Here is a 14,453-nt window from a genome sequence, read left to right as displayed (position 1 = left end):
ATTGCTATTTCGGAATACTGATGGTTACAGTAATACCGGTACTTTCTTGATTGTTTTTAATCGTTATTTTCCACTGGTGCAAAATACAGATTTTCTTTACATAGAACAATCCGAGTCCGAAACCGCCTACTTCATTGCGTTTTGCGCTTGAGATTCGGTAGAATTTATCAAAAATAGCATTTAATTCGGGAGTTTCAATACCAATTCCGTTATCGACAAACTCCAGCTTGATTTCTTTTGGACTCTCTGTAATTTTTATCTGGATTTTTGGCGACGCGTCATTGTATTTTATAGCATTATCTAAAATATTGTATACGACATTTGAGAAATGGAATTCATCTGCAACAATTTGATAGTCTGGCTTTTCGCTTAGTATTTCAATGGAAATTTCCTTTTCGTATTTTAGAAGTATGGTTTCTTTGGCCAAGCTAACGATATCCAATAAATTGAATTGTGTCTTTTCAAGCTGCATCATATGCGAATCGCTTTTAGCAATATGCAGGATTTTTTCGATATGCTGGTTCAGCTTATTGCTCTGTTCGATAATAATCTGAACGTATTTTGAGAGTTTTGGATTTTTAACAATTTCCTCCTGATTGCTGGCATAATTGGATGCGATAAGGATTGATGAAATCGGAGTCTTAAACTCATGTGTCATATTATTGATGAAATCGGTCTGAAGCTCGGTGTATTTTTTTTGCTTGATTAAGAGCAATACCGAATAGACATAAATTACCAAAACTAAAATAAGCACTCCCGTGTAGACCCAATATTGCTGGAGGGACGTGATATAATTGTATTTGAGTTGCGGAAAGCGGATTGCAAAATAATACACCAAGCCTTCTTTTTTAGTAAAGCACTTTTCACATCGCGGTGCTTTTCTGTCGGATGAAGACACGTACTTTCCATACATCATTTCGTCTGAACCGCAGTTGTAGATGGCGTATTCGTAATCGATATTCAGTTTTACTTTTTGGAATTCGGTCTTGAGGTAATATTCTAACACCGTCGCATCAAAAACATCATCGACGTTTACAATATAATAATCATCTGTAATTTTTTTTATCTGGCTGGTTATCGGAATTTCAGTCTTGTTGTCTTTATGGATTTTTGTGACCACATCCTGCAATGCAAAATGTATCTTTTCGCTGAATTCCTTTTTTTCAAAAGCATACGCTTGCGAAAGAGTGAGCAATTGCATAAAAAGGACGCCTACGATAGCAAACAATCCAATGAAAATAATAATATTTAATTTGTTGAATTTCAATATATGAAGTATGAATTAGAGTACGATATTACTATAAATTAGGGTGCAAAGCAACCCGTTAACAAGTCATTAACAAGAGTTGCAAAATGCTTAACATCTTTATTAAAAAAACTAAATACATTTGTATTGTTCATTTGGAACACCAATCACTAAATCTAAAATTAATTTAAAATTTCTGATCTATGAAAACATTAAAATTATCATTTTTCGCTTTAGCTGGAGCCTTATTATTAAGCGCTTCTTCATTCGCACAAACAGCAGCACCAGCAAAAACACAAGCTGCAGCGCCTGCAAAACCAGCATCAAAACCATCTCTAGTAACTTGGACATCTGACGTTCATGATTTTGGAGATATTGCAAAAGGAAAACCAGCTTCTTTTGATTTTACTTTCAAAAACACAACAAAACAAACTATTTTGATTACAAACGTAAAAGCATCTTGCGGTTGTACAGCAACAAATTATACAAAAACTCCTATCAAACCAGGAGAAACAGCTAGCGTAACTGCAACTTATAATGCAGCAACCCCTGGCCCATTCTCAAAATCAGTTACTGTAACAACTAACGATACTGAGACTCCAAAAATCTTGACTATCAAAGGAAAAGTTATCGAGCCACAATCATAATCTCGATTTATAGAATAAAAAAAGCCATCTTTTTGGATGGCTTTTCTTATTATTTATCTTTTAAGTGACTATAAAAATAGGCTTCTAATGCTTTTAATTCTTCTTCAGAAAATGTTTTGGTAATAGCAAAATTGGTCTTCATCACCGAATATTGGCTTGGATCTACTATCGGCTTGCTTTTTTCTTTCAAGAACAATTTAATGTCGCCATTTTTCTCTTTGTAAATTTTTGCAATCTGTATAATACTTGGCCCAATAACTTTCTGGTCGGGTTTATGGCAGGAATAGCACATTCCTTTTCCGTCAAATATTTCTTGTCCCATCTGTAGTTGTTTTTCTTCAGCAGATAATGTTGTTTCTGGATACAACGATTCTTTTTTTTCTTCTTTTTGGCAAGAAGCAAGAAATAAGATTGAGAGGATAATAAATAGATTTTTCATAGTATTAAAAACCCTGAAAGGGTTTGAAACCCTTTCAGGGTTGGTGATAATTAATTATTTGTTTAAAATGATAGCCGCTTCTTTCGCAAAATAAGTAGAAATAATATCGGCTCCTGCTCTTTTGATACAATGCAGCTGCTCTATCATAATCTTGTCATGATCTAGCCAGCCTCTTCCGGCAGCGGCTTTAACCATTGCATATTCTCCTGAAACCTGATATACAGAAACAGGTACATTTACGGCATTTTTTACTTCTCTTACAATATCCAGATAGGCAATTCCTGGCTTTACCATCACAATATCGGCTCCTTCTTCAACATCGTGAAGCGCTTCTTTAATAGCTTCAATTCTATTGGCGTAATCCATCTGATATGTCTTTTTGTCTTTCGGAACTTCGTTCACATCAACAGGAGCACTGTCTAAAGCTTCTCTAAACGGGCCGTAAAAAGAAGAAGCATATTTAGCGCTATAGCTCATGATTCCCACATTGTGGTGTCCATTTTGTTCTAGCGCTTTTCGGATTGCTAAAACTCTTCCATCCATCATATCACTTGGCGCTACAAAATCGGCGCCAGCTTCTGCATGACTCAGACTCATCAAAGTTAAAGCATCTACCGTGGCATCGTTAACAACCTGTCCTTTTTCGATAATTCCGTCATGGCCATAAATTGAATATGGATCCAAAGCAACATCAGGCATTACTATCATTCCGGGAACGGCATCTTTGATTGCACGAATCGTTTCCTGCATCAATCCGTTTTTATTCCACGCTTCTTTTCCGGTATTGTCTTTTAATTTGTCATCCACTTTTACATAGATATTGACCGCTTTGATTCCCAAATCCCAAAGTGCTTTGACTTCTTTTACCGTTAAATCTAAAGAACGACGGTAGATTCCCGGCATTGACGGAATTTCAACTTGATAGTCTTTTCCTTCTGCCACAAACATCGGAAACATAAAATCGTTTGGTGATAAATGAGTTTCACGAACCAAGCTTCTGATGGATTCATTGGTTCTTAAACGGCGATTTCTTTGTAATGGAAACATAATTATTTGAGATTTTTTGATTTTTGATTTTGGTCGAAACCGAAATTTAAAATCGATGTTTATTTATAACCAATCTATTGGGTTTTCTAATATTTTGATTAGTTTTTCTTCTTCGCTTCCTGCTTCTGGATGATGGTCGTAAACCCATTGCACGTGCGGCGGCAAGCTCATCAGGATGCTCTCGATTCTTCCGTTGGTTTTTAATCCGAAAAGCGTTCCTTTATCGTGAACCAGATTAAATTCTACATAACGTCCGCGGCGAATTTCCTGCCAGTTTCTGTTTTCTTGTGAATATTCTAGGTTTTTTCTTTTTTCAACAATCGGCACATAGGCTTCAAGAAAGCTATTCCCAACTTCTGTCACGAAATCATACCAGTTCTGTAACGTAAATTCCTCAGAAGCTTTGCAATGGTCAAAAAACAAGCCTCCTATTCCACGAGCTTCATTTCTATGCGCATTCCAAAAATAGTCATCGCATTGTTTTTTAAACTTCGGATAAAATTCTGGATTGTGCTTGTCACAAGCTGACTTACAAGTCTGATGAAAGTGCTTAGCATCTTCTTCAAACAAATAATACGGCGTCAGATCTTGACCTCCGCCAAACCATTGGTTGACCGTATTTCCTTCTTTATCATACATTTCAAAATAACGCCAATTGGCATGAACTGTAGGTACTTTTGGATTTTTAGGGTGGATGACCAAACTCAATCCGCAAGCGAAGAAATCAACATCGCCCACATTAAAATAAGCCTGCATTGCTTTTGGCAACGGACCATGTACAGCAGAAATATTGACGCCTCCTTTTTCAAAAACAGCTCCGTTTTCAATAACACGAGTCCTGCCTCCTCCGCCTTCTGCACGTTCCCAAATATCTTCTTTGAATTTGGCTTGGCCGTCCACTTTTTCAAGTCCTGCAGTTATTGTATCCTGAAGGTTTTGTATGTAAGCGTAAAATTTGTTTTTCATTATAGTTTAAGCTTTTGCGGCAGTAATCTTATTGAAAATATCAAAAGAAAACGTCTTGCTTTCTTTTTGAATGTATTCGTAAACAGCAACTGCTTTTTCTTTTAATCCTATTTTTGATTCTTCTGCTCTTGCCGAAAGCAGTACCAAAAAATCTGCAAATTGTTCTGCATTTGTCCAATCAAAGTGAAATTTTTCCAAATGCTGAATCAGCTCGTCGGAAGAAAAACTCGAAAGACTTTCGAAAGTCAGTGCTAAGTGCTTCAATTGATTATCCAACTCATCTAAATTCCAATTTTCGGGAATGTAGGTCAAGGAAATCAACTGTTTTAGAATCGTGTTGATTCTTTCATTTTCTTCGTCTCGTAATCCTTTGGTAAGCATTTTATCTTGATTTTGAGATTTTTGATTTTTGATTTCAGTCTGAAATCTGCAACTTGAAATCTATTTATATTCTTTCACGGCATCTACAAATGCTTTCGCATGGTCCACAGGAATATTTGGTAAAATTCCGTGGCCAAGATTAGCAATAAATTTGTCCTTGCCAAACTCATTAATCATTTCTGTAACCATTTTTTTGATGGTCGGGATTGGCGAAAGCAGTCTTGACGGATCAAAATTTCCTTGTAACGTAATGTCTCCTCCTGATAAATATCTCGCGTTTCTTGGCGAACATGTCCAATCTACACCTAAAGCCGAAGCTTTACTTTTTCCCATTTCATTTAGGGCGAACCAACAGCCTTTCCCAAACACGATAACATGCGTTTCTGGAGCCAATGCTTCTACAATCTGATTGATATATTTCCATGAGAATTCTTGATAATCGACTGGCGAGAGCATTCCTCCCCAACTATCAAAAACCTGAACTGCATTCACACCTGCTTTTACTTTTTCTTTCAGATAAGCAATGGTCGTATCGGTAATCTTTTGCAATAAAACATGAGCTGCTTCTGGATGCGTGAAGCAAAATCCTTTGGCAGTATCAAAACTTTTCGACCCTTTTCCTTCCACGGCATAGCAAAAAATGGTCCATGGAGAACCCGCAAACCCAATCAACGGAACCTCATCGTTCAACATTTCTTTCGTCAGCTTAATAGCATCCATCACATAACCTAAGGTTTCGTGAATGTTCGGGACAATTACTTTTTCTACATCTTGAGGTGTTCTAATCGGATTCGGTAAAAACGGACCGACACTTTCTTTCATCAAGACTTCGATTCCCATTGCCTGCGGCACAACCAAAATATCAGAAAACAAAATCGCTGCATCAGGTACAATTCTTCGAATGGGCTGTACTGTGATTTCTGCTGCTAATTCTGGTGTCTGGCAACGCGTAAAGAAATCATATTTATCACGCAATGCGATAAATTCTGGCAGATATCTTCCGGCTTGGCGCATCATCCAAACTGGTGGACGTTCTACAGTTTCTTTATTTAGGGCTCTTAGGAAAAGGTCGTTTTTTATCATTTTTATTTGCTTTAGGCTATAAGCTCTAGGCTTTAAGCTTTCATTTATGACTTAAATTTTGCTTACGGCGTAATGCCTAAAGCTTTTTCTTATAATAATTTATGGCTTGAATAATCACATTCTCAACGGTTTGCTGTTTTGCGATTATTATTCTGTCTGTTATTTTTTCTAAAGCTTCTGCTGTTGTCGTTCCGATACAGAAGCAGTTTTGGTTTTCAATTTTATTGCCTTTTAAATAGCTTTGGACTCCTGACGGACTGAAAAAAAGTAATGCGTCGGCTGGTGAATTTATTTTTTGTGGCGTCAATTTTGTTTCATACACTTCGATTTCTCGAAGAGCTATATTGGATTTCTTCAAGGTTTCCGGTAGTGTTTCACGTCTTAGATTTCCAGAGAAAAAAACAAAACTTTCTTTTTGAAAATCATGTACGATGACTTCTGATAATTCCGAAGCATATTCTCTTGAAACGGCCACTTTATAACCGTTTTCTTCTAATAAAGCTTTGGTTTTGCTTCCTACACAGAATATTTTTTTGGCTTTAAGCTCTTTGGCTTTTTCATTCTCCAGAAAACTTTTTACAGCATTTTGGCTCGTAAAAATCATGTTTTCGAAAGAACCTTCCAGTTCAAAATCTTTCCTTACAATCTCAATAAAATCGGCTTCGATGACAGAGAAATTGGCATTCAGCAAAAACTGCTTCTGGTTGGGAAGTAATTTTTTAGTGGATAAAATTCTAATGGGTTCAGGCATCTTACTGACGTTTTAAAGAAAAGACTATTTCTTTAGGTCTCTTTTGATTATTTCCATCAGTTCTTGACCACCATTCGCTAGAATTTCAAGTGCTGCTTCTTGTCCAAAGTTTTTATAGTGCGTTACTTCTACTGTTTTTTCTATTTCGATTTTTTCTTTTCCATCTATTGAAAAAAGTACGCCTTCAAAACGAATTTTGTTGTCGATTACTTCTGCATAAGCTCCAATTGGTGCCGTACAGCCGCCTTCTAGAGTTCTTAAAAATTGGCGCTCGATATGTGTACATATTTCGCTTTCGAAATGGTTCAATTTTGCTGTTGCCTCTTTGCAGAAATCATCATTGTCCATCGCAACGATAACCATCGCGCCTTGTGCTGGAGCAGGAATCATCCAATCAAGGACGGTATGATTTTCTGGCAAAAGCTCGATTCTTTCTAAACCGGCTTTGGCAAAAACAGCTCCATTCCAGTCATTATCTTTTAATTTCAGCAACCTCGTATTGACGTTGCCGCGCAAATCGACCACCTGATGGTTCGGGTAACGGTGCAACCATTGTGCCTGGCGACGCAAGCTTCCTGTAGCAACAGTTCCGTTGGAATGTAGGAAATCTAAATTGCCTTTATGCACTAAAATATCTTGATGATTGGCCCTTTTTAAAACAGCCGTCTGAACAATACCTTTTGGTAAAGCCGTCGGGACATCCTTTAAGGAATGCACAGCGATATCCACTTCGCCTTTAATCATGGCTAGATCAAGGGTTTTCGTAAAAATTCCTGTAATTCCGAATTCGTAAAGTGGGATGTCAAGAATAACATCACCTGTAGATTTTACGGCAACAATTTCTGTTTTATACCCTAAATCGTTAAGTTTTTTTTCAACTGTATGAGCTTGCCAAAGTGCTAATTGGCTGTCGCGGGTTCCTATTCGGATCGTTTTATTCATTTTTTGAAGCTTCAATCTGAAAAACTTTTTCAATCCACTCGATACTTTCATCTACCATAGTATCATTGTCTTTTAGATGATTGGCAAAATGCGTCGTGATTTTTTGGATGATTCTTTTGCTGATGATTTCAGCTTGTTCTTCATCAAAATTACTGATTTTTTTTCGCTGGAAGCTCAATTCTGTATCTTTAATAGAATTCAGTTTTTCTTTTAGCGCATGAATCGTAGGCGCAAATTTTCTGCCATTTACCCATGTCGTAAATTCTTCCATCATTTCTTCAATAATCGCTTCGGCCTGAGGGATGTGTTTTTTCCTGTTTTCTAACGTAACATCCGTAATCTTAGACAAGTCATCTAAATGAACAACTGTTACGCCTGGAATGCTTTTGACATTGTCATGGACATTTTTTGGGATGGACAAATCCAAAATCAAAAGTGGCTTATTTATATCTAAAATGGCTTCATCAATCGTAGGATTGCTTGCTCCTGTTGCGACCACTAACACATCTGCTTTTGGAATTTCCAACGGCAGCAAATCATAGTCTTTTACAATCAGGTTGAATTTTCCAGCAATTTTTTCAGCTTTATCTTTTGTCCTGTTTATAAGAGTAATATGGTCATTTTTGGTATGTTTTACTAAATTTTCACAGGTGTTTCTTCCTATTTTTCCTGTTCCGAAAAGCAAGATATTTTTTGTGCTGACATCAGCAACATTATTCATTATATATTGAACCGAAGCAAAGGAAACGGACGTTGCCCCAGAGCTTAATTCGGTTTCATTTTTGATTTTTTTGCTAGTCTGGATGACCGAATTCACCAATCTTTCCATAAAAGCATTAGCCAAGCCTTGTGACTTTGCTTCAGAAAAACTTGTCTTTATCTGGCTGATGATTTCAAAATCACCCAAAATTTGGCTGTCCAATCCGGTTCCTACTCTGAAAATATGATTTATCGCTTCCTGATTTTTATATACGAAGCCTACATTTTGGAATTCTTCTACCGTTCCTTGGCTATTATTGCAAAGCAATTTGATCAACTGAAACGGATGCTCTGCAAAACCATAGATTTCGGTTCTGTTGCATGTGGAAGTAACAATCAAACTGCTGATCCCATCTTCTTTTGCCTGTTGCAAAACTGCGGATTTAGCTTGATTTCCTAAACTGAATTTCCCTCTAATCTCTGCATCCGCCTTCTTGTAACTCAATCCAACCGCATAGAAGTAGTGATGCTTTGACAAGTTATTTTTATTCATAGTGTTACCTTAAAGTATCTTTTTGAAACGAAGCAAAAATCACAAAATGGATTTTCATTCGAACACCACAAAATTATACTTATACATTTTATAAAAGTAACGCTGAAAGTACTATTTATGTCGCTGTGAGATATTTTGATAATTTTAGCCATTATAAATTAGAAAAATTTTAAATTTGCAGTGAAATCAGCATTTGACAGCTTTTTTGTTTAGAACCATTCTAAATAAAAATCTTTCTAATTTTCAAATTCACGAGAAAAAAAATACCGCTATGAGTTCACCCGAAGAGATCAAGATTGAAGACGATTTTATCATCATCCGATTTCAAAATGACAGCGATGAAACTTCCCATTTTGAGCGCGAAGTCAACGTGGATCTGATTCAGTTTCACTTTGGCATTAAAGGCCGAGCCAAGTTTATTTTCAACCAAGGACGCTATGCTCTCGACCTAAAAGAAGACCTTTCTCTTTTTCTGTATAACCCGCAAAAAGAGCTTCCAGTGCATTTGGAAATAGCGCCACATTCTTGGGTAATTTCTGTATTGATTTCGATTAAAAAATTCCACGGATTGTTTTCTTCAGAAGCGGATTATATTCCTTTTTTGAGTGAGGAAAACAAAGACAAAAAATACTATAAAGACGAACCAATCAGTCCGTCGATGTCGATTGTATTGAATCAGCTTTTCAATTTCAACCTTCATCCGTCGATTAAAAATCTTTATTTTAAAGGAAAAGCATATGAATTGTTGAGCCTTTATTTCAATCGAAGTGAAGATCCAAATGCAGAACAATGTCCGTTTTTGGTAGATGAAGACAATGTACTCAAAATCAGAAAGGCTAAAGATATTGTTATTGCGAACATGGCCGAGCCTCCAGGATTGCAAGAACTGGCGGACCAAGTGGGCATCAATCTGAAAAAACTAAAAATGGGCTTCAAGCAGATTTATGGCGACAGTGTTTATAGTTTTCTTTTTGATTACAAGATGGAATTTGCTAGAAAATTATTAGACAGCGGTTCTTATAATGTCAATGAAGTCGGACTCAAAATAGGCTACAGCACAGCCAGTCACTTTATCGCAGCATTCAAGAAAAAATTTGGCACAACACCGAAAAAATACTTGATGTCGATTGCAGTAACCAGCTAATCAATTTTGCACATTAAACAATCAATAAAAAATAGTTAATCCAGTCTGATTAATTTATGACGGAGATTACTTTTACAAATAAAATTTTAAATAATAACCCTGCCAGAGTTTGAAACTCTGACAGGGTTAGGAAAAAACAAATTTAGATGAAAGGCGTATTATTAGTAAACCTTGGCTCTCCCAAAAGTCCTGAGCCCAAAGACGTAAAACCATATCTTGATGAATTTTTAATGGACAAATACGTTATCGACGTACCATTTCTTTTAAGAGCCTTATTAGTTCGAGGCATTATCTTGAGGAAACGTCCTGAAGAATCGGCTCATGCTTATAAAAAAATCTGGTGGAAGGAAGGCTCACCTTTAATGGTTCTTTCTGAAAGGATGCACAAAAAAGTACAGGCCAAAACCGAAATTCCTGTCGCTTTGGCGATGCGTTATGGCGAAATGACAATTGAAAAAGGACTTCAAGAATTGCATGAACAAGGTGTTACCGAAGTATTGCTTTTCCCTTTGTATCCGCAATATGCGATGGCTTCAACATTGACAATTCTAGTTTTGGCAGAAGAAATCAGGAAGAAGAAATTTCCTCACATGAAATTTACTGATGTGCCTGCATTTTACAATAAGCCTGACTATATCAAAAATCTAGCAGACTTAATGAAAAAACATTTGGAAGGCTTTGATTATGACCAACTTGTTTTCTCCTACCATGGAATACCAGAGCGTCACATCAGAAAAACAGATGTAACAAAATCACACTGTAAAATAGACGGTTCTTGCTGTTCGACTCCATCGGCAGCGCATGCGTTTTGCTACCGCCACCAATGTTATGAAACTACAAGACTTGTGGTAGAACAACTAAATATTCCAAAAGAAAAATACTGCCAGACGTTCCAATCTAGGCTTGCTGGTGACAAATGGCTGGAGCCTTATACCGATATTGAAATCAACAATATGCCGGCCAAAGGAATCAAAAAAATTGCTGTAGTAACGCCTGCTTTTGTAACCGATTGCCTTGAAACTTTAGAAGAAATCGCCATGCGTGCTAAAGAAGATTTCGTAGAAAACGGAGGCCAAGAATTTTTGGCAATTCCGTGCTTAAACGATGACGATAGCTGGGTCGAAACTGTGACCAATTGGATTGAAGAATGGGCGTTTGTCGAAAAACTAGCCGTCTGATATGGCAGTTACTTCGGAAGAATTAGGAACGCAGGATATCAAAAAACTGCTGATCAAGCAAGCCATTCCCTCTTCGGTCGGAATCTTGTTTATGTCGGTCAATATTTTGGTGGATACCATTTTTGTAGGCCAATGGGTCGGTTCTTTGGCGATTGCTGCTGTGACAGTTGTTCTTCCGATAACCTTTTTGATTTCTTCTTTAGGAATGGCAATAGGTGTTGGCGGCGGTTCGGTGCTTTCGCGAGCATTGGGTTCTGGCAATAAAGAAAAAGCCATTACCGTTTTTGCGAATCAAGTCATGATGACTTTCTGCCTTTCTTCTATTTTCGTGTTTCTCGGATTGCTTTTCAGTGAAGAAATGCTGTTGCTTTTCGGAGCCAACGGAAACATCATGGAACCGGCAAAAGAGTTCTTTTTTCCTGTTTTAATTGGAGTTCCCTTTTTAGCCCTCTGCATGATGGGAAACAATGTAATCCGGGCTGAAGGAAAGCCAAAATTTGCCATGATTTCCATGATTATTCCTGCCTTTGTAAACATACTTCTCGATATTCTTTTTATTAAATTTTTAGATATGGGAATCTTTGGTGCCGCCATGGCAACTCTTATTTCCTATACCAGCTGTTTTTTGTTTGTGTTATGGTTTTTTGTTTCCAAAAGTGAAATGAAACTGCACTTTCATCATTTTAGATTTGACAAAAAAATCATCCGAGAAATTACTTCCTTGAGTTTTGTGACCTTTTCAAGGCAAGGAGTCGTGAGTATTTTGGCTATCATCTTAAACCATACTTTATATACGTATGGTGGCGAACATTCTGTAACCGTTTATGGAATCATCAGCCGTATGCTGATGTTTGCCTTATTTCCTGTTTTGGGAATCACGCAAGCTTTTTTGCCTATCGCAGGATATAATTACGGTGCTGAAAATTACAATCGCGTCAAAGAAACCATTTTGACTTCTATAAAATATGCTGGATTTTTGGCCATCTTGATTTTTGTGGTCATCTTATTCTTTGCTAAATCAATTGTTGCTGTTTTCACGACAGATGCTGACGTAATTGCAGAAACTCCAAATGCATTACGCTGGGTTTTTGCGGCTTCGCCCATTATTGCTGTACAATTAATCGGCGCAGCCTATTTCCAAGCCGCCGGAAAAGCCAAGAAAGCATTATTTCTGACTTTAACCAAACAAGGCTTTTTCTTAATTCCACTGGTGCTTATCTTGCCGACATTTTTCGGTATTTTTGGCGTATGGGTTGCTTTTCCAATTGCTGATATCCTTTCCACAATCATAACAGGACTTTTCCTAAAGAAAGAAATGAACGAGAATTTAATCGAAACTACAGATGGAAAATTATTATGAGTATTTAAAATCCCTTCATTTGATTTTCGTAATCACTTGGTTTGCAGGATTATTCTATATTGTCCGCTTATTTGTCTACCAAATTGAAGCTTCACAAAAAGCATCTCCAGAGAAAGAAATCCTTCTAAAGCAGTATAAGATTATGACCTATCGCTTGTGGTACATTATCACATGGCCATCGGCAGTCTTGGCTAGTATTTTTGCTTTTTGGATGTTGTTTTTTACGCCACAGGGAAATTTTTGGTTGCAGCAATCTTGGATGCACGTAAAGCTTGGCTTTGTTTTTGCTTTGTATTTGTATCATTTAAAATGCCATCAAATATTCAAGCAACTGCAAAACGACGAGGTAAAACATACTTCAAATTTTATGCGCCTTTGGAATGAAGGTGCGACAATTATACTTTTCGCAGTAGTTTTTTTGGTAATTTTGAAAAATGCCGTCAACTGGATTTATGGAGTAATCGGAATCATGCTGTTCTCCATAATCATCATGTTGGGCTTTAAATTTTATAAAAGAATTCGGGAAAGAAACCAGTCTTAATGCTGAAACCAATCAAAATAAAACGCCTGTCGCTTCGTGTCAGAATCTTCCTCTCGATGATTTTCCTGACCTTGATTTCATCAATTCTGATGGCTTCTCTTTCGGTTTATCAGTTTAAGACCGCGGCAAAAGAATACCACGAAGAACGTCTCGAACGCCGTGAAACTGCTGTCAAGGAACACATCAATTACATTCTGAGCACGACAACTTATCCGCTGACTTCAGAAAACCTGCCTCTTATTTTCAAGGATGAAATTTACAAACTGGCCGACATCCATAGCTTAGCTATCAATATTTACAGCTTGGATGGAAAACTGCTGAAATCATCTAAGGCTTCTTTTACTGTTGATACGATCTTGCCTCCGATTCCCAATTATATTTTGAAATTGGTACAATCTTCCATGGACAAAAGGTATGTCGACGTACAGAGCATCGATGGCATGAAATTTCGCTCTTCGTATACGCAGATCAAGGATACAAAGTTTAAGCCTTTGGGCATCTTGAATCTTCCGTACATTCCAGATGACGGATTTTATGAGCGAGAATTGCGAAACTTTTTGATCAGCTTGGGCCAAGTATATTCCATCATGTTGATTGTGGCTTTTGTCCTGGCGTATTTCTTATCGAGTTACATCACGAAGTTCCTAAAATCGATTACCGACAAGATTACGGAAACCCGATTCAACCAAAAAAACGAAAAGATTGAGCTCGAAGAAAGCAGTAAGGAAATTGCCTTGCTTGTCCATGCTTATAATTCAATGGTGGAAGAATTGGATGAAAGTGCCACAAAATTAGCTCAAAGCGAAAGGGAACAGGCTTGGCGCGAAATGGCTAAACAAGTTGCCCATGAAATTAAAAACCCGTTAACTCCTATGCGATTGACGGTTCAGAGTTTCCAAAGAAAATTTGACCCGAACGACCCTGATGTCAAGCAAAAAATGACGGACTATTCTAATACGTTGATTCAGCAGATTGATACGATGAGTTCGGTAGCCTCAGCCTTTTCAAACTTTGCTTCGATGCCTGCCCAGCAGAATGAAACATTAAATGTCGTAGATGTCGTACAACTTACTTTGGACATTTTCAATGAAGATTATATCGAATTTCGAAGTGAAGAAAAAGAAATCATCACGATTATGGACCGTACGCAATTGATTCGTGTTGTAACCAATCTGGTGAAAAATGCAATACAAGCTATTCCAGAAAATCAGGCAGAAAAATCCGTAGTTGTTTCTGTGAAAAAAGAAGAAAATCAAGTGCTGATCAGCGTCCAAGACAACGGGACAGGCATTGAAACAGATAACCTCAACCGAATTTTCGAGCCCAAGTTTACGACCAAAAACAGCGGCATGGGCTTAGGATTGGGAATCATCAAAAATATCATTGAAAATTATAATGGAACGATTACTTTTGAAACAGCTTCTGGAAAGGGAACTGTTTTTTGTGTTTTCCTTCCCATAATCAAAATGTAATGTT

General features: G+C 37.3%; 15 protein-coding genes. 6 read left to right on the top strand and 9 right to left on the bottom strand.

The window, feature by feature from the left end:
- Positions 1-4: 4 nt before the first annotated feature.
- Complete coding sequence (locus GGR22_RS07775) at positions 5-1,267, bottom strand: sensor histidine kinase (RefSeq protein ID WP_182493180.1); 1,263 nt, start codon at positions 1,265-1,267, stop codon at positions 5-7.
- 182 nt (positions 1,268-1,449) lie between these two features.
- Here GGR22_RS07775 and GGR22_RS07770 point away from each other — a divergent pair, with 182 nt between their 5' ends.
- Positions 1,450-1,893 carry a DUF1573 domain-containing protein gene (locus GGR22_RS07770; protein ID WP_182493179.1) on the top strand — a complete coding sequence of 148 codons (444 nt, stop codon included), beginning with the start codon at positions 1,450-1,452 and terminating at the stop codon, positions 1,891-1,893.
- A gap of 49 nt (positions 1,894-1,942) precedes the next feature.
- Here GGR22_RS07770 and GGR22_RS07765 read toward each other — a convergent pair whose 3' ends face one another.
- From GGR22_RS07765 to hemA, 8 genes are all read right to left on the bottom strand, one after another.
- Positions 1,943-2,332 carry a c-type cytochrome gene (locus tag GGR22_RS07765; RefSeq protein ID WP_182493178.1) on the bottom strand — a complete coding sequence of 130 codons (390 nt, stop codon included), beginning with the start codon at positions 2,330-2,332 and terminating at the stop codon, positions 1,943-1,945.
- A 54-nt stretch (positions 2,333-2,386) separates the two neighbouring features.
- On the bottom strand, positions 2,387-3,379 hold the full coding sequence (gene hemB, locus GGR22_RS07760; protein WP_182493177.1) for a porphobilinogen synthase: 993 nt from the start codon (positions 3,377-3,379) through the stop codon (positions 2,387-2,389).
- A gap of 63 nt (positions 3,380-3,442) precedes the next feature.
- Positions 3,443-4,345, bottom strand: coding sequence for an oxygen-dependent coproporphyrinogen oxidase (gene hemF / locus GGR22_RS07755; RefSeq protein WP_182493176.1), 903 nt, complete (start codon positions 4,343-4,345; stop codon positions 3,443-3,445).
- Between the two features lie 6 nt (positions 4,346-4,351).
- Entirely contained in the window at positions 4,352-4,726 is a 375-nt protein-coding gene (locus GGR22_RS07750) for a hypothetical protein (protein ID WP_182493175.1), read from the bottom strand.
- Between the two features lie 60 nt (positions 4,727-4,786).
- Positions 4,787-5,809 (bottom strand): uroporphyrinogen decarboxylase, encoded by a 1,023-nt coding sequence (hemE, locus tag GGR22_RS07745; RefSeq protein WP_182493174.1) that lies wholly within the window; start codon positions 5,807-5,809, stop codon positions 4,787-4,789.
- 76 nt (positions 5,810-5,885) lie between these two features.
- Complete coding sequence (locus GGR22_RS07740; protein ID WP_182493173.1) at positions 5,886-6,560, bottom strand: uroporphyrinogen-III synthase; 675 nt, start codon at positions 6,558-6,560, stop codon at positions 5,886-5,888.
- A gap of 24 nt (positions 6,561-6,584) precedes the next feature.
- Positions 6,585-7,502, bottom strand: a complete 918-nt coding sequence (gene hemC / locus GGR22_RS07735) for a hydroxymethylbilane synthase (RefSeq protein WP_182493172.1) — start codon at positions 7,500-7,502, stop codon at positions 6,585-6,587.
- Positions 7,495-8,754: a glutamyl-tRNA reductase gene (gene hemA / locus GGR22_RS07730; protein ID WP_182493171.1), complete on the bottom strand. Its 1,260-nt coding sequence runs from the start codon at positions 8,752-8,754 to the stop codon at positions 7,495-7,497. The genes hemC and hemA overlap by 8 nt, the downstream gene beginning before the upstream one ends.
- Positions 8,755-9,025: 271 nt before the next feature.
- On the opposite strand from hemA, the gene GGR22_RS07725 reads away from it, so the two are divergent.
- The 5 genes from GGR22_RS07725 to GGR22_RS07705 all read left to right on the top strand — a co-directional run bounded on the left by GGR22_RS07725 (position 9,026) and on the right by GGR22_RS07705 (position 14,449).
- Entirely contained in the window at positions 9,026-9,898 is an 873-nt protein-coding gene (locus GGR22_RS07725) for an AraC family transcriptional regulator (protein WP_121376262.1), read from the top strand.
- 146 nt (positions 9,899-10,044) lie between these two features.
- Positions 10,045-11,076 (top strand): ferrochelatase, encoded by a 1,032-nt coding sequence (gene hemH, locus GGR22_RS07720; protein ID WP_182493170.1) that lies wholly within the window; start codon positions 10,045-10,047, stop codon positions 11,074-11,076.
- A 1-nt stretch (position 11,077) separates the two neighbouring features.
- Positions 11,078-12,436, top strand: coding sequence for an MATE family efflux transporter (locus GGR22_RS07715; protein ID WP_182493169.1), 1,359 nt, complete (start codon positions 11,078-11,080; stop codon positions 12,434-12,436).
- Entirely contained in the window at positions 12,420-12,977 is a 558-nt protein-coding gene (locus tag GGR22_RS07710) for a CopD family protein (protein ID WP_182493168.1), read from the top strand. Before GGR22_RS07715 ends, GGR22_RS07710 begins: the two co-directional genes overlap by 17 nt.
- A gap of 56 nt (positions 12,978-13,033) precedes the next feature.
- A complete protein-coding gene (locus GGR22_RS07705; protein WP_182493528.1) occupies positions 13,034-14,449 on the top strand; it encodes a sensor histidine kinase in 1,416 nt (471 codons plus the stop codon).
- The last annotated feature ends 4 nt before the right edge of the window (positions 14,450-14,453 follow it).

Source organism: Flavobacterium gossypii, assembly GCF_014138495.1.
In the GTDB taxonomy this organism is placed as follows: Bacteria; Bacteroidota; Bacteroidia; order Flavobacteriales; family Flavobacteriaceae; genus Flavobacterium; species Flavobacterium endophyticum.
Note: the sequence above shows the minus strand (reverse complement) of the source record. Positions and strands in the feature narration are given on the sequence as shown.